At 38.2% G+C, this 24,849-nt stretch carries 20 protein-coding genes; 16 read left to right on the plus strand and 4 right to left on the minus strand.

The window, feature by feature from the left end:
* Together WBM98_RS13530 and WBM98_RS13535 are read right to left on the minus strand one after the other, a co-directional pair.
* A partial coding sequence (locus WBM98_RS13530; protein WP_424366553.1) for a glycoside hydrolase family 30 protein occupies window positions 1-1,364 on the minus strand: 1,364 nt, incomplete at its 3' end.
* A gap of 275 nt (window positions 1,365-1,639) precedes the next feature.
* Entirely contained in the window at window positions 1,640-3,391 is a 1,752-nt protein-coding gene (locus tag WBM98_RS13535) for a glycoside hydrolase family 13 protein (RefSeq protein ID WP_424366554.1), read from the minus strand.
* A gap of 538 nt (window positions 3,392-3,929) precedes the next feature.
* Here WBM98_RS13535 and WBM98_RS13540 point away from each other — a divergent pair.
* Complete coding sequence (locus WBM98_RS13540; RefSeq protein ID WP_424366555.1) at window positions 3,930-5,141, plus strand: phage integrase SAM-like domain-containing protein; 1,212 nt, start codon at window positions 3,930-3,932, stop codon at window positions 5,139-5,141.
* A 386-nt stretch (window positions 5,142-5,527) separates the two neighbouring features.
* Here the strand turns inward: WBM98_RS13540 and WBM98_RS13545 are convergent, their stop codons facing one another.
* Window positions 5,528-6,757, minus strand: coding sequence for a hypothetical protein (locus WBM98_RS13545; protein WP_424366556.1), 1,230 nt, complete (start codon window positions 6,755-6,757; stop codon window positions 5,528-5,530).
* Between the two features lie 128 nt (window positions 6,758-6,885).
* Between WBM98_RS13545 and WBM98_RS13550 the strand changes: the two genes are divergently transcribed.
* The 15 genes from WBM98_RS13550 (at window position 6,886) to WBM98_RS13620 (ending at window position 23,727) form a co-directional block, all read left to right on the plus strand.
* Window positions 6,886-9,207 carry a TonB-dependent receptor gene (locus WBM98_RS13550; RefSeq protein WP_424366557.1) on the plus strand — a complete coding sequence of 774 codons (2,322 nt, stop codon included), beginning with the start codon at window positions 6,886-6,888 and terminating at the stop codon, window positions 9,205-9,207.
* Between the two features lie 74 nt (window positions 9,208-9,281).
* The gene (locus WBM98_RS13555) at window positions 9,282-10,331 is read left to right on the plus strand and encodes a hypothetical protein (RefSeq protein ID WP_424366558.1); all 1,050 of its coding nucleotides are present in this window, start codon (window positions 9,282-9,284) and stop codon (window positions 10,329-10,331) included.
* 268 nt (window positions 10,332-10,599) lie between these two features.
* Complete coding sequence (locus tag WBM98_RS13560) at window positions 10,600-12,045, plus strand: aminoacyl-histidine dipeptidase (RefSeq protein ID WP_424366559.1); 1,446 nt, start codon at window positions 10,600-10,602, stop codon at window positions 12,043-12,045.
* Between the two features lie 8 nt (window positions 12,046-12,053).
* Window positions 12,054-13,325 (plus strand): purine-cytosine permease family protein, encoded by a 1,272-nt coding sequence (locus tag WBM98_RS13565; RefSeq protein WP_424366560.1) that lies wholly within the window; start codon window positions 12,054-12,056, stop codon window positions 13,323-13,325.
* Window positions 13,309-14,583 (plus strand): ornithine--oxo-acid transaminase, encoded by a 1,275-nt coding sequence (gene rocD / locus WBM98_RS13570; RefSeq protein WP_424366561.1) that lies wholly within the window; start codon window positions 13,309-13,311, stop codon window positions 14,581-14,583. The genes WBM98_RS13565 and rocD overlap by 17 nt, the downstream gene beginning before the upstream one ends.
* On the plus strand, window positions 14,580-15,524 hold the full coding sequence (locus WBM98_RS13575; protein WP_424366562.1) for an arginase: 945 nt from the start codon (window positions 14,580-14,582) through the stop codon (window positions 15,522-15,524). Before rocD ends, WBM98_RS13575 begins: the two co-directional genes overlap by 4 nt.
* Window positions 15,525-15,567: 43 nt before the next feature.
* The gene (locus WBM98_RS13580) at window positions 15,568-16,164 is read left to right on the plus strand and encodes a YhgN family NAAT transporter (RefSeq protein ID WP_424366563.1); all 597 of its coding nucleotides are present in this window, start codon (window positions 15,568-15,570) and stop codon (window positions 16,162-16,164) included.
* A gap of 318 nt (window positions 16,165-16,482) precedes the next feature.
* Entirely contained in the window at window positions 16,483-17,292 is an 810-nt protein-coding gene (locus WBM98_RS13585) for a helix-turn-helix domain-containing protein (RefSeq protein ID WP_424366564.1), read from the plus strand.
* A 92-nt stretch (window positions 17,293-17,384) separates the two neighbouring features.
* Window positions 17,385-18,014 (plus strand): O-methyltransferase, encoded by a 630-nt coding sequence (locus WBM98_RS13590; protein ID WP_424366565.1) that lies wholly within the window; start codon window positions 17,385-17,387, stop codon window positions 18,012-18,014.
* A 13-nt stretch (window positions 18,015-18,027) separates the two neighbouring features.
* On the plus strand, window positions 18,028-19,422 hold the full coding sequence (locus tag WBM98_RS13595; protein WP_424366566.1) for an alkyl sulfatase dimerization domain-containing protein: 1,395 nt from the start codon (window positions 18,028-18,030) through the stop codon (window positions 19,420-19,422).
* Window positions 19,423-19,446: 24 nt separating this feature from the next.
* Entirely contained in the window at window positions 19,447-20,076 is a 630-nt protein-coding gene (locus tag WBM98_RS13600; protein ID WP_424366567.1) for a ferric reductase, read from the plus strand.
* A 9-nt stretch (window positions 20,077-20,085) separates the two neighbouring features.
* Window positions 20,086-21,234: an ergothioneine biosynthesis protein EgtB gene (gene egtB, locus WBM98_RS13605; RefSeq protein WP_424366568.1), complete on the plus strand. Its 1,149-nt coding sequence runs from the start codon at window positions 20,086-20,088 to the stop codon at window positions 21,232-21,234.
* Window position 21,235: 1 nt separating this feature from the next.
* A complete protein-coding gene (locus WBM98_RS13610; protein ID WP_424366569.1) occupies window positions 21,236-22,183 on the plus strand; it encodes an L-histidine N(alpha)-methyltransferase in 948 nt (315 codons plus the stop codon).
* Between the two features lie 3 nt (window positions 22,184-22,186).
* The gene (locus WBM98_RS13615) at window positions 22,187-22,849 is read left to right on the plus strand and encodes an aspartate/glutamate racemase family protein (protein WP_424366570.1); all 663 of its coding nucleotides are present in this window, start codon (window positions 22,187-22,189) and stop codon (window positions 22,847-22,849) included.
* Window positions 22,850-22,878: 29 nt separating this feature from the next.
* Window positions 22,879-23,727: an SDR family oxidoreductase gene (locus tag WBM98_RS13620; protein ID WP_424366571.1), complete on the plus strand. Its 849-nt coding sequence runs from the start codon at window positions 22,879-22,881 to the stop codon at window positions 23,725-23,727.
* Window positions 23,728-23,980: 253 nt separating this feature from the next.
* On the opposite strand, the gene WBM98_RS13625 is transcribed toward WBM98_RS13620, so the two are convergent.
* Window positions 23,981-24,547, minus strand: coding sequence for a BfmA/BtgA family mobilization protein (locus WBM98_RS13625; RefSeq protein ID WP_424366572.1), 567 nt, complete (start codon window positions 24,545-24,547; stop codon window positions 23,981-23,983).
* Between the last annotated feature and the right edge of the window lie 302 nt (window positions 24,548-24,849).

Here is a 24,849-nt window from a genome sequence, read left to right on the forward strand (position 1 = left end):
CTTTTGTTCTTATTCTCAAAGGCAAGGAGATCTGTGAATCTTCCTTTGGTTTCCAAACGTCTTGCCCCAGGTTTTACATAATGGCTCACATGCTTAAGCAGGAAGTACTCATAATTGTATTTATAGGTATTGTTGGTAGTATCGACACTCACCAATGAGTTTTGATGCCAACCCCAAGTACTTCTACCCCCCTCTTTAAGGGATGTATTCCAATACATGTATGCATTGGTGCCGTTCTTTAAATAATGTTTCATAAGTCCCCATGCATAAGTACAGTAGGCCCAATCATTATAGCCATTGCCACATTCTTGTTCGGTTTGGTATAAGGTCTTCTCAGGATAATCCCGATGAATTTGTGCAATCGATTCTTTGCCTGCCCATTGAAAACCAACACCTTTTATTGATTCTTTGATTTTAGGATTGTTCAAAATAGTATCTACCAGTCGGTGGTCGGGTCGCTCCATGGTCCCGAAAAATACGTCAACATTCTGCGCCTTCATTTTTGGCACCAAATGCTCCAGAAACCGATTTAAACCTTTGGCGGTCCATGTACAACTGGGAAAAACCTGATCGGAATTGAACTCATTTTGGGGCATCACCATTGCAATGTCAACGCCTTGATCGCGGTAGGCATCAATAAACTTTGAAAAATATAGGCTATAGGCTTTAAAGTACGTTTCCTCTTGAATAAAGTTATCCGTTCCTTCATGGGCTTCTTGCCCAGGTTTGAGGCCGTTATCAATTCCCGTTAAATCCATTCCAAAACCATCCCTCATCATAGTTTTTACTGAATCTGGCACATTCTCAGGCATGAGGGATGATCTTGAGGCATAGTGCTTATTTCTTTTCATCCAAACAGGAGGTGACCACGGTGACGCCCATACTTTTAGATCCGGGTTGTACTTCAATGCATTTTTTATGTAGGGCACCAAGGTAGTGAGGTCATTCGAAATACTGAAATTCCTCATTTCAAAATCCCCTTCTGTTTCATTATAAGAGTACCACTCTTTTGAAAAATCATTGGCCCCCAACGGCATGCGGCAAATGGTAAAATTAGCCCCTTTGTTAGGGGCGAATAGCTCTTCCATTATCTGCTCACGATCTTCGTCAGACAAGAAGCTAAGTGATTCCCAACCCAATTCATTAAAACAAGTTCCAAAACCTTCAATTTCCTGTAAAGGCCGATCCATTAGAATTTCAACATCCACGGGACCATTGGAAACGGAAAGGGGGACTTCAACCTGCGTCTGCCATTGTTTATCTTGTGTTGAGGAAACCCAACTGACTTTTTTTTCCTGATTTTCCTGGGTACAGCTTACTAGGCTTAAAAAAGAGAATAACAATATTAACTGGGGGATTTTCATAACCTACATCTATTAAAAACATATACTTGAAATTAGGTAAAAAAAAGAACTCATATGAACATCGGATTACTGCAATTAAAAGTAAATTATTTCAAGGCCGGATTTGATCAACACTTTTCATTGGGGATTATCCCAAGGTTTTATGGATATCGACATAAAGGTATTCAAATAACGATATAAACCCATCTTCTTATGCTGACAACAACACTGATTTGAAGACGGTATTTGGGGCTGGTCAATGACGAATAGGTTCCTTTTTTTGATTGAAGAATTGGTCAACCCAATGAAAACAGTATGGCTTGGTATGGTCTAAGGGTTAGGTAAGCTCCTTCAACGGCAGTACCTTCATAATTGTCGATGACAACTTTCTCAGATGTCAGTCCTTGCAGTTCATCCAACTCTATTGTGGATTCAGTTTCGGAAAAATTCAGGAGTACCAACATTTTGTCCTCATCCAACTCGCGGGTAAAGGCATAGACCTGTTCGTGTTCCGGAAGCAACAAGGTATAATCCCCGTAGACCAAGACCGGGTTTTTTTTGCGCACTTCAGTCATTCGTTTAAAATGGGAGAGTACGGAATTAGGGTCTGTTTCCTGCTTGGCTACATTTATCTCAGTATAGTTCGGATTGACATGGCGCCATGGGTCGCCCGTGGTGAAACCTGAGTTTTCGGATGCATCCCACTGCATCGGCGTACGTCCGTTCTCTCGGGAATTGTAGTTGAGCGTATTTATGAACTCTTCCATATCGGCACCGGCCTTTAAGGCGCTCTGATATCTACCTTGGGCCTCGATGTCGGTATATTCTTCGATGTTGGGCATATCGATGTTGGTCATACCGATTTCATCCCCGTAATAGAGATAAGGTGTGCCTCGCATGCTCATTAAGAAAGTATTCAATAATTGGGTGGATACCGTTCTAAATTCGTCACTGTCATTACCGAACCGAGATACCAAACGGGCATTGTCATGGTTGGATAGAAAGATGGCGATCCACCCGTTTTCGGAAAACGCATCGTCCCATTTTGAAAAAACACCCTTAAAATCCAATAGGGAGTATCCTTCAGGTGTTTGGGACAGATTCACCGTCTCGAAGTGATAGGCCATTTGAAGTTCGTTGCGGTCCGTATCTACTAGATTATGGGCATCCTCGAAAGTGCTTCCGGTCCCTTCGGCAACCGCAAATACATCATATTTCCCTATGACATGATTGTACATTTCATTTAAATACACGTGTAATTGAGGAAGAAGACCGTACCATTTGACATAATCCTTTTCGTGCCCTTCAGGAAACTCGGGCCAAGTAGTGTCCTTACTTGCAAATTGAAAGGCATCCATACGAAAGCCGTCTACCCCTTTTTCGACCCAAAATTTCATGATTTCATATACTTCTTGACGAACTTTGGGGTTCTCCCAATTTAGGTCGGGCTGTTTCCCCGTGAACGTGTGCAGATAATATGCGTCGACCGCTTCGACATAATCCCAAGCGCCCTCTGGTTCAAACAAACTATGCCTATATGGTGGTTCACCTTTTTCTGCGGGCCACCAATGGTAGTAGTCGTAATACTCGTTGTCCCTGGAGCTGCTTGCCCCTTTGAACCATTCGTGTTGATCGCTACTATGGTTTACGACCATATCGAGTACAAACTTGATTCCCCGTTCGTGCAGACCGTAAATCATCCTGTCAAAATCCTCCATAGTACCGTAACGGGGGTGTATGGCTTTGTAATCGCTCACATCATAGCCGTTATCGACCATGGGGGATTCTAGGAATGGGGTTATCCATACCATAGTGATGCCAATGCTTTTGAGATAGTCCAATTTCTCGACAACTCCATTAAGGTCACCAAAACCGTCGCCATCGGTATCCTTAAAACTCTGGAGGTAGATTTGGTAGAGGATACCCTCTTTCCACCAACTTTTATTCGATTGGATAATTTTCCCAGCAGTACCCGACTTTTGCTTTTTTTTGTATAAAACACTATTTAGCATTCGAAGGAGCTCTTCCGCGGCCGTCTTCCTTTTCATGGTTTTGGTAGATACGTTGAATTTATGTTCATATGGTTTCCACAAAATAAGGATTTTTGAAATAGTATCAGAACGATTTCTTTATATTGGCAAAATAGTCGTTTAATAATGCCAATTTTATGCAAACAAAAAAGAATTACCTTGGTAAAAAATTGATAACTCATTGATAATCAATGTGAATCCTACTGGATTGCATATCCATTAGAAAACCCCTACTGCAAATACAATCTCGATGCGCTTTAGCGCGAACTTGGATTTTTGTTTTCTGTATTCTTATGAAGTAAACTTCAAGCGCCTTGAAAACAAAAATCCCGATGGAGTAAACTTCATCGGGATTGTGCTTAATGTGGGCCCTACTGGATTCGAACCAGTGACCCCCTGCTTGTAAGCGCGAATATTTGTCTTTTCATTTGTTTTCATTTTTCTTCAATCCCTGGAAACCCTTGTATTTGTTGGGTTTTTGTTTTTAATTGTTTTCATGCGTTTTCAAAAAAGGTGGGATTTGTTTCACCTATGTTTCACCCCTTAAGAAAAAAGCATGGTAAGTATTAAATTAAAATTGAAGAACAAATCAAACGCTGAGGGCGAACATTCCATTATTTTACAGGTACTAAAAGACCGACAAAAAAAAATTATAGCTACTGGACTTTTGGTCAAAAAAGTATTATGGGATGAAAAAGAACATTGTTTCAAAACCAGACATCCAAATGCGATGCAGAATAATCGTTTGTTGGACACAATTAAAATCAAAGCACGGAACATCATTTCTGAATTTGAAATAGAGGATGTTGATTTTACCCTCAATGAATTTGAAAACCGTTTCCGATTTGGTTCAAAGAGAAGTAAAATCGATTTATTTGAATTTTGGAATTCCGTGGTCAGAGATTTAGAATTATCTGGAAGAATGGGTTATGCTCGTACAAATAGAGATACATTAAACTCTTTAAAAATATTTCATAACAGACCCGTATTATATATGCGCGAAATCAATGTTACATTCTTGGATAAGTATGAAGTCTTTCTTAGGAGCAGAGGCGGTTCAAATGGAGGGATCTCTGTACGCATGAGAAGCCTACGTACGATTTTTAACTTAGCAATTCGTAGAGATTTAATTAAGCAGAACCTATACCCTTTCCATAAATACAAAATATCTAAACTTCGGGGCAAACGAATCAAGCATGCCCTAACCATATCCGAAGTTGAATCTTTTAAAGAAGTTGATTGTGGAGAGGATATTCAACTTATCAATGCCAAGAACTATTTTTTATTTAGCTTCTATACTAGAGGTATGAACTTTGCCGACATGATGCGACTAAAATGGTCTGATATTACTAAGAAACGAATCACCTACGCAAGAGCGAAAACTCAAGGGAATTTTTCCATAAAGATTGTACCTCCTGTCAAGGTAATATTGGATTATTATAATCAGAACAGGACAGATACAAACTTCGTCTTCCCGATCTTGTTATATGATTGTATGACACCTACTCAAATTGAGAATCGGAAACATAAAACACTTGGGCAGTATAATAAAAGTTTAAAAATACTGGCAGAGAAAGCAGGTATAACCAAAAATGTCACTAGCTATGTTGCAAGACATAGTTTTGCCATGTGCCTACGCGAGAAAGGAGTTAGCATTGATATAATTGGAGAGACGCTTGGTCACCAAAGTGTTTTAACTACTAAGGCGTATGTCCGTGAGTTTGGTGTAGAGGTTTTGGATGAGGCTGTAGAGGTTCTGCTATGGTGATGGATGTAGGAAAATAATATTTCACCTTTTCTATGCGATGATAGGTTAAATTTGGGATTAAGCATTGGCAACAAATACAGGTTGTGAATAATATTTTTTTAACAATGTCTTAAGTATTAATAATCACAACTTGTATTGTGCGGAACCGGAAGCTCTTATTTTGGAGTGAATGTAGCTTGCGGAATGAAAGAAAACAAAAGTGCTGTAGGTGTTGGCTAAACCTAACAAAGGACTAAAAATTTAATTATATCACTCCCATAAAATGTCAATTAACGAAACTACTAAAAGAGACCGCTTTTGGGACACTTTTGGATTCTGGTTTTTCCAATTAAGAAATAGTCCTACAAAATGGCCTTTTTGAGGAACCGTTTTGGGTTATTAGATAATTAGGCCTTGTTAAAACGAATGCCAACCTCCCCATTGACCAACCGATTCTCATTATCGATGCCACTGAATACGCCCTTTTGCATTTCGCTATCTTCCTTAAGGTAATAGGTCTTAAAATAAATATCCACCCGGTCAAAAGCGATGATGCCTGCAAAATCGAAACTAAAATGTACTATAGATCCCTTGTTCAATAGATTCAATGCGTCCTTTTCAAAATAGACGTTTTCGGTCAAGGCCACTATTTTATAATTCGTGGATACGATCTTAAAATTCAAGGTTTCGATAAAGCCATCAGGGAACTCGAATTTCATTTCATAGGTGCCGGGCAAGCTACCATAAATTGATGCATATGGACTATTTTCGGAAAGCTCCAAAAAATGCTTGGGTACAATGCTATCGTTAACAATCCTTTTGTTCCGGATTTCCAAAGCGATATAGGGCGGAATAACGGGGCTTTTGGATCTCTTTTCCATGTCTTCCTTCGATTCGCAACGTTCCAATATACTTTGCCCAGCCACTGTGTTGGTATAGATATCAAAAGTGCAATAGGTTCCCACTAAAAATTGAATGTTAGTGGGATCGTTATGGCCAATATAGTAAATTTCACTGGCCCCTTCGACCAATGTTCCATCCAACAAGGCTTTTGCGTTAATATGCAGGGTGTCTTCCCTTCGAATTATAGTTCCAAAGCTAAAGTGTTCTTGATACGAGCCATCATCTTGGGGGTACACGTAAGAGTGCTTTATTTTTTTCCAATTGTTCGAGATGATCGTTTCCCCTTTCAGGATCACATCATCTTCACCAAAATAGTAGTTGATGAAATAATAGGTTTTGTTGGTCTTGCCATCATACAATAAATCAAGTTGTTTCCTTTCTTTTTCTTTATCAAGCTTATGAGCGTCTAGGAATTGTTGAACATCCTCATAACCCATATAGAGCAAAATGACTGATTTATAGTATTTGTTCAGTTTTATAAAGGGTTTGCCCTTATGAAAGCTGCGAGTCTTGTCATAGAGGTATTTTCCGTTAATAGTGTCGTTTCCGATATGTTCGAAATCGTTTTTAAGGTTGGGGCGGTTCTCGTCGTAGTTCCCATATCCGTATAGTTGCATCGATTTTGGCAGCTCATTTAACCTATGCTTGTTTTTGAAAACGTCTAGTAATTCCTTTAGTAGGATGCTGAAATATTCTGATGTAAGGGTCAATGAGTCAAATTCCTGCTTTTTCATAAATTCCTATTATACTTTTAAAATTATTAAATAATAAGTTAATAATTAAAAGGAATCGAAAATAATAGTGATCAGTTACATTAGCCGCAGATTAAAAACCACTTCATATTCATTTAAACTAGGAACTCATGAAAAAACTTCTATTTATTTTATTGCTGATTCCAATTGTTACTTGGGCTCAAGAACGAACCATAAGCGGAGTTATATCCGACGGAAGCGAATCTCTACCAGGAGTAAATATTGTTGAAAAAGGAACGACCAACGGTGTAACCACCGATTTTAATGGAAATTTTGAAATAACAGTGGGTGCTGATGCTATACTTGTATTTTCATATATCGGTTTCAAGACCCAAGAAATTGCAGTCGCTGATCAAACCACTATTAATATAGCACTTGCTGAAGATGCCGCACAATTAGAGGGTGTTGTTGTGCAGGGCTTTGCAGGTGTCATGGGTAAATCTAGAAAACGTACCGCTTCTATACAAACAACTCCCGAATCGGTAACTGCTTTTAATAGTGAGGGGATAGAAAAAGCTGGTATTAATAATGTTGCCAATTTTGCCAATTTAGTACCCAACCTTAAATTGAGTGAAAGTCAGGCTATCGGCGTGAATTCACTGATTATTCGAGGTATTCCTCAAATTCGAAATAGCGATGCTCCTGTTGCCTTTGTAATAGATGGGGTAACCATTGCCGACCCTAGTTTGTTAAATCAAGAATTATTCGATTTGGCTTTGATAGAAGTTGTAAAAGGTCCTCAGGGGGCGCTTTATGGCAAAAACGCCATCGGTGGAGCCATTAATATTTACTCGAAAGAACCCACGAATACCATGAAAAACAAAGTAACCTTAGGTTACGGCAATGGAAATGCCTTGACAGCAGGTTTTGTATCATCAGGAGCCATCAAAAAAGACAAGGTTTTTTACCGTCTTTCTACACAGTACAAAAATTTTGATGGCTTGTTGACCAACGAATTTTTAAACAAAAAGGTGGACTTTAGAAAGGAATTTACGCTTAGGGGACAAATGATGTTTAAACTATCATCGCAGTTTAAGGCAAATGTTACGGCCCAATATATCGATTCAAAAGGTGGTGCTACGTATTACTCTACAAACCCTAGTTCTGCAGATAATGATTTCTTTGCTGTTGGTTTAGATTATTTGAATCCAAACCCGGATAAAGGTGATAATGTTATTTCACAAGATACATTTGGAGAATCTGAAATGCAGAATTTTTATACCAATCTCAATTTAGAATATAGCTTGGACAATGTAAAACTGCAAAGTATTACTTCATATAATAACGTGAAAAGAAAAACAGTTGGTGATTTAGATTTTATCGAAGTTTTTTGGCTCGATCAAGGCGAAACCAATGATACTAAGTCCTTTAACCAAGAAATACGTTTAACCAATAGAAAAACAGACACAAAATTTGACTGGAGTCTAGGCGGTTTCTATCAAAATGTTGAACGGCCATTTTTCCAAAGTGACTTTTTTTTAACTGATGATTTTGCAGTTACCGATTACATAGCCACTTTTAAAACCTTAGCGGTATTTGGTTTCTTCGACTATAAATTAACTGATAAGCTAACGGCTTCAGCAGGTCTGCGTTTTGATAGCGATAAATTTGATTTGAATGATTTGTTAAATGGGCAAACTGATGAGAAAAAAGAGAATGTATTGCAACCTAAAGTATCATTGTCGTATCAGTCTTCAAAAGATGTATTGCTATATGCAAATTATGGTCGCGGATATCGTGCTGGAGGATTTAACCCAAAAGTAACCCCATTATTCAATAGAGATTTTAAAGGAGAATTTTCAGATAATTTTGAAGTAGGTTTTAAAACGTCTTCTTGGAACAATCGATTTATCTTAAATGGCTCAGTATTCTTTTCTGACTTTACAAACAGACAACAGTTCGCTATTACCGGTGATGATTTTACACCTGGTAACTTTAATTATGACAAGAGTACCATTGTCGGATTCGAATTTGATACCAAGACGAGGGTATCGAAGTATTTGGATATTTTGTTCAACTACGGATTCGTGAAATCTAAAATTACTGAAGGCGGATCTACTGGTGGTGCAAGCGGAACCGAAAGAGATTTAGATCAATTTAATGATAAAAACACCTCGTTGGTTCCTCAAAACAATTTCAACCTTGGTTTGGAATCAAGCATTCCGTTCAATGAGAAAACGACTTTGGATCTTAGTTTAAACTATAACGGGACCGGAAAAATATATTGGGAAGACTCCAATTCAGCTGATTTTACATCAGATGCGTATCAATTGTTAGATGCCCAAGCGAGCTTATCTATTAACAAAGTTAAATTGTCTTTATGGGCTAGAAACATTTTAGACCAAAAATATTATTTAGAGTATTCTGAATCTGGTTTTGGCTGGCTAGGCACCCCTGCTACCGTAGGAACTACATTTACATTTAGCTTCTAAATAGCAGCTTTATTAGCTGTACTAATTAATTAGGGGAATAGTACATATTCCCTTTCATACAAAAATATTAAGTTATGACTACAATTAATCTTGCACCGGAGGCCTTGGTGGCCAAAGTAATGATTGAAGAAATGTTCAAGGTTCAACCAGGTGAAACAGTGGCTATTACAGGTGACTCGGGTTCAAACAGAGAATTCGCTGACGTATTGGCAAAGGAAACAGCGGCTGTAGGAGGTAAATCGCTAATTTTATGGACACCTAAAGCAGAACAAGACGGTGAAGCCGGTATGAAAGATTGGCCATCAGAAGTTTTAACAGCAGCTTTGAGTCATGTAGATGTCTGGATAGAATTAAATTCCACCGTTTTTCTGTATTCAACTATTTGGGAAACAGCATTTAAGAATAACAATAAATTAAGATATTTAATTATTGGTGAAAGTTCAATTCCTTCTTTAATACGGACTTTTGTTGGTTTTGATATTAGCATATTAGAACAATTTTTAAACAAAGTAAAAGAAATGACCATGAAAGCAAAAGTCATTACAATTACTAGCTCTAATGGCACCAAGCTTTCATATGAAACAGATCTTAATTATTCATTCGATATTGATAGTGGTGATTATTCGAAACCCATATTTGGTACCGCACCGGGTTATGTAAACGTTGTTCCAAAAACAAACAGCATGAACGGTACTATTGTTTTTGATATGATACAACATGCAGATGTGTATAATACGGACAATCATTTAGAGTTTATAATGAAAGACGGGAACATTGCTGAGGTAAAAGGAGGAGCTGAAGCTGAAAAATACAAAGCGTATCTAGCTTCTTTTGACGATCCTAATCTGTATAAGATTTCTCATAATATGTTTGGTTTTGGTCCAAATATTAGAAAATTATGTGGCGAAATTGTTGAAGATGAACGTATTTGGGGAGGCGTAGATTTTGGTTTTGGCCATACAAGCCCAATGGATATGCCGCCTTTAGGACAGCCTGCTAAATCTCATTTTGATGGTGTAGTAGCAAAGACAAGTATCTTTTTAGATGATATTCAAATTGTAGATGACGGGGTTGTTTGTCATCCAGAATTAATACCCTTGACAGAAAAATTGCTCACTAATTAATAATGTCGAAAGAAAGCCAACAAAGGGTAGGTGATTTTTCAAAAAAATAAGTACCATAAGACAAATCAGTTTATGGAATTCATATTGCTTCTATTATTGTTGTTACTTCTTACCTTTCTATAGAGGCCGAATTACTCCAAATAACCGGGTTGTTACTTGTTTGCCTTTTTAGGGCGCTTTGGGTATATTACGATTATCTCTATTTTGGTTTTGAATTCATTTAGTATTGCCTTTGTCCTTTATCTCATTCTAAAAAAATATTTAAACAATGAAGATTACAGCTTTAGAACCTAAAGTCATCTGGCAACATTTTGATGCCATCAACGCAATTCCCCGGGCATCCAACAGGGAAGAGCAAATCATTGACTATATGATTTCTTTTGGAAAGTCTTTAGGTCTGAAAACCTTCGTAGATGCTACGGGGAATGTAATTATTAAAAAGCCGGGCACCCATGGAAAAGAAGATCATAAGACAGTTGTGCTCCAAGGGCATTTGGATATGGTACATCAAAAGGAAGTTACTTCAAATTTCGATTTCGCCACAGAGGGAATTCAAATGTATGTGGATGGCGATTGGGTAAAGGCAAAGGAAACCACCCTAGGTGCCGATAACGGAATAGGCGTGGCGGCCATTATGTCCGTTTTGTCATCCAAAGATATGGAGCACCCGCCTGTCGAGGCCTTGTTTACGATAGACGAGGAAAAAGGAATGACGGGTGCTATGGCGTTGACTAAAAATCAGTTGACAGGAGAAATTTTATTGAATCTTGATTCGGAAGAAGATGATATAATAACAATTGGTTGCGCAGGCGGAGTTGATGTAGAAATCAAAGGCAGCTATGATATAAAACTTTTGGATGCCAAGGAATACGAGCTTTTTGAAATTCAATTAAATGGGTTGACCGGAGGTCACTCAGGCGTAGATATTCATTTAAACCGCGCCAATGCGATACTGGTCCTGGTTGAATGCCTAAAAGAATTGACTTCCAAATTTGATTGTAGGCTGCATTCCATGAATGTTGGCACACTCACCAACGTAATTCCTAGAAATGGCACAATGGTAATCGCTATACGGGAGGATAAACTGTCAGCGCTACCACACGGTTTTCAAAGCATTCAGAGCAAACTTCAAAAAAAATACGAGGGCACGGACCCAAAATTGTCCATTACCTCAGAAGTAACTGAAAATGCTACTGGGGTATTGGATGTTCAAACCCAAAAGAGCGTCATCGATGCCATTTTAAATTTGCCAAACGGCGTATTTTCATGGACACAAGGTGTTGAAGGTTTGGTACAAACCTCTAACAATATCGCCATTGCAAAAATTGGGGAGGGCCAGGTATTTTTTGCCTGTCATAGCCGAAGCTCGGTAGATTCGGAACGTGATATGTTGGTAAAACTGATTCGTGACAGCTTTTCATTTGCGAAGGTGAACGAAGTCGGCCCCTATCCTGGATGGGAGCCCAAACCCGATAGTCCCTTGTTGGAAATAGCACAAAAGTGCTACGAAGAAATCAATGAATTTCCGCCCAAAGTAGAATCGATACATGCCGGTTTGGAATGTGGAATTATCGCGGGAGTATATCCCAAAATGCAAATGATTTCTTTTGGACCAAATATACTTGGAGCGCATTCCCCCGAAGAACGCGTACAGCTAAGTTCCGTCCAAAAATTCTGGAAGTTTTTAAACAAATTATTACAAACCATTGAATAGACCCTGCTATGGCTGACCAATATACAAACACCAAAGTACAACCAAAAGATTACAGGTCTGGTTGGGTCATTGCTCTGATAATAGCAGGCACGGGGCTTTCGCTTACCATTTTTTATTTGGGTGCTGAAGTGGCTTTGGCTGTCGGTTTTAAAAAGGCGCTTTGGGCCTTTGGCATTTCTACTTTAATCCTGTCATTGTTGTGTCTAGGCACCACGAGAATCGGTAATCGTTCCCGGTTTTCGACTTATATGATTTTGTATTTCAGTTTTGGCAAACAGGGTGCCAAAATTTTGAATTTTGTCTTTGGGCTAGTCCTTTTGGGCTGGTTTTCGGTTACTCTGGAATTACTCTCTGTAGCCGTGGTTGATACCGTTCATGCCACTTTCGATATGGCGGTACCAGCATGGCCCATCATTATGCTAATGGGGGCTCTGATTACTGCAACCACAATTTACGGTATTCAAAGCTTGGAACGATTGACCAATTTGGCCGTTCCTTTTTTAGCCCTGTTTCTGCTTTATGTCTACTACGTAAGTTTTAATGAAGGAATGTCCTTTGCTCAAATTGTCGATTTTGTACCAGAAAATCCTACAATGACTTTGTTTGAAGCGGTCTCTATTCTTGTGGGCTCAACTGTTTTTTTACCTGTTTTTATGGCTGATTTTTCACGATTTACCCGGAATGATAAACACAGCCTTATTGCCGTTTTGGGGATTGTAATCGGTTCACCATTCGCCCTTTATTTTAGTGCTGTACCCGCCATTCAGACAGGCGAGGTGGATATTATAAAAATAATGACACAGTTTGATTTGGTCTTACCGGCTTTTGCCTTGTTGTTCTTATCGACCTGGGTCACGAATTCCTTGAACCTATTTTCTGCTGCTTTGGCCTTTGCAACCGTAAAGACCAAATGGGGTTATAAAAAACTGACCTTGGTTGCCAGTTTCTTTGGTATCACTTTTGCCCTATTGGGCATTACCGAATATTTTTTTGTTTTTCTAAACACATTGGGTGTTTTGATCCCGTCTATATCTTCCATATATCTGATACATTTCTTTTGGATTAAAAAACAACGCTACGAATTGGAAGATGTCCAAGATTGGGATTTTACGGCGCTAATAAGTTGGGGCAGCGCTTCAGCAATAGCCTTTTGTACCTATTTGGAATTATTTGAATTAACACATGCCTATTTTGTGGATTCTTTTTTACTGGGCGGAATCATATATCTCATTTTACAACGAAAAAAAATAAAACGCGCTACCGATGGAGGTACTCACTAAAACAGCGGCATTAATTGCTAGAGAAGATAAATACGGAGCACATAATTACCATCCTTTACCTGTTGTTTTGAGCAAAGGTGATGGTGTTTTTGTGTGGGATGTAGAGGGAAAGAAATATTTTGATTTTCTTTCAGCCTATTCCGCCGTAAATCAGGGACATTGCCATCCTCAGATAATTAAGGCAATGACTGAACAAGCGCAAACGTTGACCTTAACTTCAAGAGCATTTCATAATAATATGCTGGGAGCGTTTGAGCAATACGCAACTGAAACCTTTCATTTTGATAAGTTATTGCCCATGAACACCGGCGCAGAGGCCGTGGAGACTGCCATTAAGATTTGTAGAAAGTGGGCGTATGAGAAAAAAGGCATTCCGGAAAACAATGCTCAAATCGTGGTTTGCAAAAACAATTTTCATGGGCGCACCACTACCATTATTTCATTTTCAAACGACACTAACGCCCGGAAAAACTTTGGGCCCTTCATGGACGGATTCATAAAGATTGAATACGATAACCTCGAAGCGTTAAAGGAAGTTTTGAAGAACAATAGAAATATTGCAGGATTTTTAGTTGAACCCATACAGGGGGAAGCAGGTGTATATGTCCCTTCTGAAGGCTATTTAAAAAAAGCAAAGACCCTTTGCGAAGAGCACAATGTACTTTTTATTGCTGATGAAGTTCAAACAGGTATTGCAAGGACAGGACGCTTATTGGCTACCTGTGGAAATTGCTCTTGTACAGATAAACATTGCAGCGACATACCGGAAACCAAACCTGATATTCTGATTTTGGGGAAGGCTATATCTGGTGGCGCATATCCGATATCCGCTGTTTTGGCCAATAATGATATCATGGAAGTAATACAACCAGGTAACCACGGTAGCACTTTTGGTGGTAACCCAGTTGCCGCCGCCGTGGGTATAGCTGCTTTAAAGGTTGTCAAGGATGAGAAATTAGCGGAAAATGCCTTTGAAATGGGTGAACTTTTCAGAACAGAACTGAATACGTTCATTTCTACCTGTGACTTGATAAAAAGTGTTCGCGGAAAAGGGCTTTTGAATGCCATTCTGGTCAATGATACCGAAGACAGCTCCACAGCGTGGGATATTTGTATGCTATTAAAAGAAAATGGCCTTTTGGCTAAGCCTACGCACGGTAATATTATACGCTTTGCACCACCACTGGTCATTACCAAGGAACAACTTCTGGAATGTGTGGAAATCATCAAAAAGTCGATAAACGCAATTTCAATATGATGGACAATATAAGAATAATCAAAAACCGCTCAGATATTGGAGCCGGTACAAGAGGAGCAGACATGGGTATTGATGCCATGGAAATAGCAGCAATAAATTCTGAAAATAGTTTTTTTAGCAGGGCTCCATCTATTGACGTTAAAACCCATAACGAAACTATTTACAACAAGGTTAAAACTTCTTTTGCGAAAAGAATTGGTTTTGTTCTAGAGCAATGTAATCGTGTCTCAGATGTGGTCAAGGAAACACTGTTAAAGAATGAATTTCCATTAGTGCTATCAGGGGACCATTCATCAGCCCATGGAACAATCTCAGGCATTAAAGCTTCAAATCCAGAGGGCCGTCTCGGCATTATTTGGATTGACGCCCATGCAGACCTAAATACGCCTTATACCTCTCCGTCAGGAAATGTCCACGGCATGCCTTTAGCTGCCGCATTACAAGAGGACAATGCCAGCATGAAAACAAATGATCCTGATAAGGCAACCATTGAATCTTGGGAAAAGCTAAAAAACATTGGTACAAGTACACCTAAATTTCTGCCGGAAGATTTGATCTTTTTTGGGGTTAGAGATACTGAAGCAGCTGAAAATGATTTGATAGCTAGTAAAAACATTAAAAACTATACGGTCCCGGAAGTTAGATTCAGAGGGCTTCAAAAATGTATTGGGGAAGCCATAGAAAAATTGGACCATTGTGATTCAATCTATATCACTTTTGATGTAGATAGTTTAGATTGTGATTTTGTATCCCGGGGTACTGGCACCCCTGTCCCGTTTGGATTTAGCCCTGAGGAAGCAAAGCGTTTGATCACTGGCTTTTTGGAAACAGAAAAAGTAGTATGTGTTGAGTTTACCGAAGTAAATCCGTTGTTGGATAATAAGGGGAATCGAATGGCAGAAACAGCTTTTGATATTCTAAACGATTGTTTTAATAAGTAGTATTTTGTTAGAACCATCTAAAAATTAGATAAAGAGAAAAAATATGACCGATTTAGGAAGTTCTATATTGTCGACCGCCGTGCTGTTATTCTTTTTAATGGATCCCTTGGGAAATATTCCGGTATTGCTATCGGTGCTAAAAGGGATACCCCCAAAACGTCAGCGATTTATTATTTTCCGTGAGTTATTGATTGCTCTCGTCATCCTCCTGATCTTCCTTTTTAGTGGTCAAAAGATTCTTAATTTTTTACATCTTCAACAAGAGTCTGTAACCATTGCAGGTGGAATTATCCTTCTAATAATAGGATTACGATTAATATTTCCCAATAAAGACGGGGTAATGGGAAAACAACCTGGAGGCGAGCCATTTATCGTGCCCATTGCCATACCTATGATCGCGGGACCTTCGGTATTAGCAATGCTAATGCTCTTGACCCAAAATGGAACAGGGCAAATGTCAAATTGGTTATTTGCACTTTTATTGGCCTGGGGTCTTTCAGCTATTCTACTATTGACGGCCCCTTTTCTTTATAAAATCTTGCGTGAACGTGGCCTTCATGCCATTGAACGCCTTATGGGTATGATATTAGTGATGATGGCCGTACAAATGTTGATAGATGGGTTTAAGGTTCTTTTTTGAATTCTTAAGGATTTGGGAAGATTAGAGCTTACTTGTGTGAACGAAAAACAGAAAAACAAAAACAATAATTGAACACCGTCCCGTAAAAGGAACAATTAATAGGACTTCAACACTTTTCCTCCTTTGTTCTTTTTAACGGCCGTTTTATGGGGCTATGAAATGGGCACTTTGGTTCAGACAAAATGAATATAGTCACTAGTTGTTTTCGTATCTTAGACTAATTATACATTAGATTAACCGGTTAGAACACCACCCGCTCTGAAGAATATTCCTAACATATCATTTCAAAGTAACGATACTAAGAACGATTTCGAGTTTTTGGATCTAACCGAATTATTTGCAAGAATACCCACTATTGAAGACCACAACCCGACCCGACCGCATAGGATTTCCTTTTTTGCATTACTGATCGTTACCGAGGGAACAGGAAGCCATCAAATTGATTTAAAGGAGTATCCCTTAAAAGCCGGCACGGTGCTAAAAATAGCAAAAGGACAAGTGCACGCTTTTCAAAACAATGCAACATATAAAGGGTATTTGATAGTATTTACCGAAGCTTTTGTATTGAACTATTTTTCAAAATCCTCCATAAAATTAATTTCGCACTTTTACAATTACCATATTACCTCACCCATTGCCCAAGATAAAAGACTTAATGAAGCTTGGTTAAATCAACTTATTCCAGAACTTGAAACTGAAAACACCTTTGCCCGAAAAAATATTATCGCATCATTATTGGACCTGTATTTATTGAGACTGGAACGCAAATCACACAATAACAAGCTACAAATCAACAATTCGAAACGGTACAATACTTTTATACAATTTAAAGATATGGTAGAATCTAATTATACCACAACTCGAAACGTAAAGGACTACGCCGAAAAGATGTTAGTTTCCACCAAACTCCTAAATCAAACGGTTAAGGAATTCACCTTAAATACTGCCAAGTCTTTTATAGACAATTATGTGATCCTGGAAACCAAACGTGCCATTGTCAGTACAGAAAAAAGTTTTAAGGAAATTGCTTTTGATATTGGTTTTGATGAAGTAACCAATTTTACAAAATTCTTCAAAAAGAAAATGGGAGCAACACCCAAAGAATTTAGAAGGGCACAACTACGGTAATTCCCACATTTACCATTTTTAGCATCATTTTGATTGTTATTGAATCTTGAAAATGCTACAATTTTGCACTGTAACATTTTCAACAACAATAAATGATAATTGAACAACAAGAACGAATTGAAGCGACTTTAAATCGTTTGTTGGTAGATGCTAAGAAAGACCATCTTAAAATAATGAAAGGTTTAGCAAAAAGCATAGTTAGACCAATGCAACCACGTGATTTTAAAGAGGCCTATCTCTCCATTTCCAAGGAACAGGGAGAAGATTTGGCGCAACTAATAAAAGAGAACAACCTGAAGAACATCGTCGAGTTTGGAACTTCGTTTGGAATATCCACATTGTTTTTAGCAAAAGGAGCGATTGAAACCGGGGGTCGCATTATTACCACGGAATTAATCGAATCGAAAGCCGAAAAAGCCATTGAAAATTTTAAAAGAGCAGGCGTAGCTGACCTGGTTGAAGTTAGAATTGGCGATGCGATGGAGACCTTAAGAAAACACAAGGAGCCCATAGACCTATTATTATTGGATGGCTGGAAGGATTTGTATTTACCGTTATTCCAAATGCTCGAACCTAATTTTCATAGTAAAACATTTATTTATGTTGATAATGCTAATATGGTAGATACGAAGGTATTTTTAAAAACGATAAGTCAAAATCGGAAGTACCGATTACTAACAATATTTGGAGGTAAGGCCGAGCTAATTACCATTAAAAAATAAAAAAACAAACACAATGAAAAATTCAATTTTTACATTGATCACGGCATTACTAGTTTTTACAACTACCGCCAATGCCCAGGAAACAGAGGCTACCCGACTTCTGAAGGAACAGAACAAAGAGTTCGTGCCCGAGATCATCAAATTTGGCGACAATGTGTGGTTCGCCGTTGGTCACGACGTAAGCAACGTCGCTATGATAGAGGGCGAAACCGGGATTATTTTAGTCGATGCCGGACAGTCGCCCGTTCGAATGGAAGCGTTACGACAGAAATTCAGGCAAATAACTGATAAACCCATTAGGGCTATACTCATCACACACGGGCATGGCGACCATTTTGGAGGTATACAGGCCTTTCTTGCTGAAGGGGACAATCCCCAAGTGTGGGGGAGGAAAGGCGCATTGGGCGAAAACACGGGTTTCAATATAGAGGCAAGGGCCGGTAAGATGGCCGGGTTGACCTATGCAAATACACGCGGAGCACGACAAGCGGGTATTATTCTTCCAGATTCCATCCATATCAACAATGGCGTTGCTCCGCGCCCCGATAAAAAACGGACCATGTTTACCCGTGGGGAAGAAACCGTTGAATTCAGTCCGACCCATTTTTTTACGGGTGAGCGTGAGAAAATTGAAATTGACGGAATTTCATTTGAGTTGGTCGCTGCCAGCGGCGAAACCTATGACAACATGTATATCTGGATGCCCGAACAAAAAGTTCTCTTTACTGGCGACACCTATTACAAATCGTTTCCTAATCTTTATACCATCCGCGGTTCGCAATACCGTGATGTACAAAGCTGGTACCAAAGCATAGAAAAAATGCTAGGTGAAGATGCGGAATATTTATTGCCAGGTCACACCCGCCCCATAGTGGGAAAAGAAAAGGTAAAGGAATCCCTGACCGATTACCGTGATGCCATAAAATTTGTTTTCGATAAGACCATTGAAGGGATAAACAAGGGCATGACCCCAGACCAGTTGGTGGCTTACGTAAAATTGCCCGAACATCTTGCTTCAAAACCTAATTTGATCGAATATTATGGCCGTGTCGACTGGTCCGTTCGCTCCATTTTCACTGGATATCTGGGTTGGTTCGATGGCAATCCTGTCAACTTGAACCGACTCACACCCAAGACCGAAGCCGAAAAAATGGCACAAATGGCAGGCGGGGAGGATAAACTTCGGGCAAATGCCCTAAAAGCTTTTGAGGACGGGGATTTTCAATGGTCGGCCCAACTTAGTGATTACCTGCTTGCATTGAATGACACGGATAAGGAAATAATCGAGCTGAAGGCAGATGCCCTGATGGAAATTGCCAAAACTATGGTGACCGCCACCGGTAGGAACTATATGAACAGTTATGCAATTCAGTTAAAGCAAAAGACCGGGAATCTTGAAAAGAAGTAGAACCCTTGAACACAAAAAAATAAAATGAATTTTCTTAAAAGAAATTACGGATGGATGATAGTTGCCATTTTGTCAATACTACCCTTGTTTATCATCGGCAGCATGATACATATCGATTTTTCAAACGGTATTTCAGTTTCGGTAATTGAAGGCAAAGGTGGTGAAGGAAGAACGACTTTCGAGCTATTGTATCACATCACCGGAGAGTTTGCCATACGATGGATGGCCGCCGTTCTGACCCTAACACCTTTTTTTATCCTTTTTGGCATTACCAATCTTTTCGTAAGACAGGCAATGGGGGTTGCGACAGCCGTATGGAGTTTCCTGCACTTTATAGTCTTTATCTGGGGCGAAGGATTTCTGGAGACGTTTACCCAAGTAAACTATGTCGCCGGGTTTGTAGCTGTTTTAATTTTGGTTCCGCTTTTTTTCACTACCAATAGAAGATCGATGAAATGGTTAAAATCAAAATGGAAAAAACTACAGAGTCTGGCTTATTTGGCCATCATTCTGAGTTTGTTGCACGTGGCCATATTAGAAAAAACTTGGATTATTTATGCAATCATTGTAGGTGTTGGTTTTATTATTAGAATACCAATAATAAAACAAAAAATAATTGCTTTTAGAAAAAATAGAAGTATTAGTAAAGCTTAAATAATTAAAATGAACATAAGCGAAAAGTATAAATACGTAAGACAACAAACAGTTGCAATTTGCAGTCATTTACAAATTGAGGACTACTCTATTCAAATAGTAAAATATGCCAGTCCTGCCAAATGGCATTTAGCACATACCACTTGGTTTTTTGAAACCTTTATCTTACTTCCTAATGTAAAAAATTATAAAGTTTTTCATGCCGATTTTAATTTTCTATTCAACAGCTATTACAATAATGCTGGCGATAGAATTTTGCAAGCCAACCGTGGCAATATGTCTCGACCAAGCACGAATGAAATTTATGCTTACAGAAATTATGTAGATGAAAAAATGCAAGATTTCTTAAAAATAGCACGCGACAAAAAGATTTTGGATTTGGTTGTTTTAGGACTAAATCACGAACAACAACACCAAGAATTATTGGTGACTGACGTAAAATATATGTTGGGGAACAATCCCCTTTTCCCAGTTTTTCATAACGATTATAACTTGGTGAATGATGCCAATTCGAGAAACGAAATTGTGAAAATATCGGAAGGAGTATTTGAAATTGGGTATCAAGGAAATGGATTTTGTTACGACAACGAGTTGGGTGTACATAAAGTATATGTGTCCAATTTTGAAATAAACAAACATTTGGTAACCAATGATGAATACTTTGAATTTATGGAAACTGGCGGCTATTCTGATTTTAACTTATGGTTGGATGATGGTTGGTCGTGGGTGAATGACAATCAAATAAATGGCCCAATGTATTGGCATAAAATTAAAGGCGAATGGTTCTACTACACCCTTTCCGGATTGCAAAAAGTAGACAAAAATGCCATACTCTGTCATATTAATTATTATGAAGCCAATGCCTTTGCTGAATGGAAGGGTATGCGTTTACCAACTGAATTTGAATGGGAAGTAGCTTCTAAACAGTTGGACTGGGGAAAGCGTTGGGAATGGACAAATAGTGCGTACTTGGCATACCCAAATTTTAAAAAAGAAAATGGTGCTGTTGGCGAATACAATGGCAAATTTATGAGTAATAGAATGGTGCTTCGTGGTGCTTCGGTAGCCACACCAAAAAATCATAGTAGAAATACGTATCGAAATTTTTTCACCCCATCGGAAAGATGGCAATTTACAGGAATACGATTAGCAAAATAATATGAAAAGCATTTTTATAACCGAAGTTCACCAAGGATTATCATCCACGCCAAAAACGCTTCCGTCAAAATACTTTTACAATAAAAAAGGAGATGCGCTTTTTGTAGAAATAATGAATTTGCCCGAATATTATTTAACCCTTAGTGAGTTAGATATTTTTCAAAATAAAACACAAGAATTAATTGAAGCCCTTGGTCTGCAACTCGATGCTTATTTCGAATTAATAGAACTAGGTGCTGGAGATGGAACAAAAACTAAAGAGTTATTAAAGGTTTTAGACCAAAAGAAATACAATTTCGACTACTTTCCTATTGATATTTCTGCTAACGCATTAGAGCTTCTAAAACAAGATTTAAACAAAGAAATTCCAAATCTTAATGTGCAAACACGACAAGGTGATTATTTTGAAATTTTGGCTTCTTTAAAAATGAGTAAAAAACCAAAAATAGTGATGTTTTTAGGGTCAAATATTGGAAATATGAATGATGAATTGGCTTCTAAGTTTATTTACAATCTTGGTTCAAACTTACAAACTGACGATAAGTTATTGTTAGGCGTTGATTTGATAAAAGCAAAAGACATTGTTTTGCCTGCCTACAACGATTGCAAGGGTGTAACAGCTAAATTCAATTTAAATCTTTTAGACAGAATTAATAATGAATTGGGCGGAAATTTCAAGTTAGATAAATTTAAACACCAACCTGAATACACCCAAAAAGAAGGAATTGCCAAAAGCTTTCTAGTTAGCACAACTAATCAAACCGTAAAAATTCAAGCTACTGAAAGGATGTATTCATTTACCAAAGGGGAAAAAATTCATACCGAAATTTCAAGAAAATACAATGATACTGTTTTAAACAAAATCATAGCAAACACCGATTTTGAAATACAAAACAAAATTATGGACAGCAAAGCTTATTTCGCAGATTATATTCTGAAAAGAAATTAAACAATGAAGGGAATAACACTTGGCATATTAGGACTTGGGAGTCAAACTACAGCCTTTTATTTAAAAGAGATAAATAGAGTTTTCAATGAAAAAAAAGGCGGTTATAGCACCTGTCCGTTTGTTTTACTTAATACCAATTTTGACGCAATCAATCAATTACTGCCAAATGTTTCCAAAGAATTAGATGCCGTTGTTCAAGCTTATATTTCTGAGATTGAAAATACAGAGGTTCAACATCTTTTAATCCCAAACATTACACTTCACGAAACTATTGACAGATTGAAATTTAATAAATCTATCCTTCATCCAGTACAAATTTGCATTTCTAAAGTGAAAGAAAATAATTGGAAACAAGTAGTTCTAGTTGGTTCGTTATATACAATGCAATCAAATTATATTCGAGCTAATTTCGCAAAAAACGGTATAGAAATAATACTTCCTTCGGAAGAAGACAGACAATTTATCGACCAAGTAAGGAAAGCTGTGTATGCAGAAACACAAACCGAAGAATTGATAAAAAACTATCATTTAACGATAGAAAAATACGCCAAAAATCATACTGTAATTTTGGCTTGTACGGAATTATCCATTTTTAAACTTAACCATAAAAATTTGTTAGATATGGCACAATTACACATTGAAGAAGCCGTAAAAACAGTTTTATAAAAACAAGATTAACACAAAACATTTATAATATGAAAATAGCAGTAACATCAGCAAGCGGACAATTGGGATCAGCAATTGTAAAACAACTGACAAAAGAAATCGGAAAAGACGCTGTCATTGGCATCGCGCGAACACCTGAAAAAGCAAAACATCTAGGGATTGAAATTCGAAAAGGAGATTATAACAATCGTTCCGATTTTGATAAAGCCTTACAAGGAGTTGATGCTGTTCTATTGGTTTCGGGGATGGACAAACCCGAAAATAGAATCCAGCAACATAGAAATGTAATCGAGGCCGCAAAAACCAATGATGTCAAAAAAATTGTCTATACAAGTATCATTGGCGACGAAGAAAAAACTGCATTTAGCCCCGTGGTAAAAAGTAACCGGCAAACGGAAAAAGATGTTCAGGAATCAGGTCTACAATGGACTATAGGTAGAAATGGCATCTACATCGAACCCGATCTGGAATATATTGATACGTACGTAAAAGAAGGCGAAATCAGAAACTGTGCAGGCGATGGTAAATGCGCTTATACTAGTAGGCCTGAATTGGCTTATGCCTATACGCAAATGCTTCTCAATGACAAGCACGATGGGCATGTTTATAATCTTGGGGGCAAACCTATTACCCAGGCAGAACTTGCTGATGCTATCAATCAAGCATATAACACCGACCTTGCCTACCATCCTGTTTCAGCTGAGGCCTATGCGAAAGATAGAAAAGAAGCATTGGGAGAGTTTATGGGCACGATTATAGCGGGCATTTACGACGGGATTAAGATTGGCGCTAACAATGTGCCTTCGGATTTTGAAATGGCAGCCGGTAGACACCATAAATCAACTTTAGAAATGATTAAGGTATTACAAAATAGGTGAGCAAAAAGAGTGAAATGAAGGGTTTAGTTTAAATTTTTTAATCAAATTATTACAAGTTTATCGCCAACAGTTATTTTCATGGTGCTTTAAAACGAACCATTTTTAGCACTTAGTAGAAATATGTTCGTCCCAAATACTTACCTCAAAACTTTGCGCATGGATCTTGTTTCGATTTTATAGCATTCCGGTAGATAAGCGTAAAGTAAAATCGAAATAGGGCGCATTCTGCTTGTGCAAAACTAGGTTTGTTTCCTTATTTTCCACTTAGCTCTTGTCGGATACCATCCAATTCCGTTTCATCGATTTCCAATTTAAAATAGGTTTTGCCAAAGGTGGGTTCTACTTTGGTTATACTGTCTAGAACTTTCGAAAAAACGCGTCTATCCTTGCCCCTGGCCTTTATAACATCATGGTATCTTTCGAACGAAACTTTTCCCTCCTCCATATCCCATTCCTCTTTGGTCATTCTTATGACCATTTTGTCCACAAGCAAGGGTTGCTCTTTTTTCCTTAACGCCGTGCCATCGAACAGGCTTTTGAGCATATCATGGGTCGGTATTATCTGTTCCCGCTCCATGGTTCGTAACAGTTCTTCCAAATAATCGAACCGCCCTATCACATAGTTCTGGAACCTTATAAATGAAATCATGACCTCGTTCCTCGGGGTGATTTTCGTTTTCTCGAAAAAGTCGATCATAGCATCAATGGTTTCCGAATGTGATCTGGAAACGATCTTGGAGTATGCCCGAAAACGTTCTGCTGTTATCCGGTTGATACTTATGGCCGAAAAGGTGCTCTTCCGTTTGTTATCCGTTTCCATTACAGTAAATTTTTATAACGTTTATAGGCTTTTGGGAGACTTTTCAATAGAATTTACACCAATGGAAAATCCCTATGTAATTCAGGATAATTTTCAACCTATTGAATTTCAATAATTTAACGAGAATGGCCTACCTTTTACAGAAACCGGTTACTGTAAATTATCTCAACGTTTTCAGGGGCTGTCAGTCCGTTTGACGCAAATTTAGCGGATACCGAAAGTTAAAATCATTTTCAATTCATTGAAAATCAATTATTTATGTATCGTAACGTGGCTTTAGCCCGTTACCCTCTTGCTATTCC

The sequence above is a fragment of the Maribacter sp. genome, from assembly GCF_049667165.1.
Taxonomy (GTDB): Bacteria; Bacteroidota; Bacteroidia; order Flavobacteriales; family Flavobacteriaceae; genus Maribacter_A.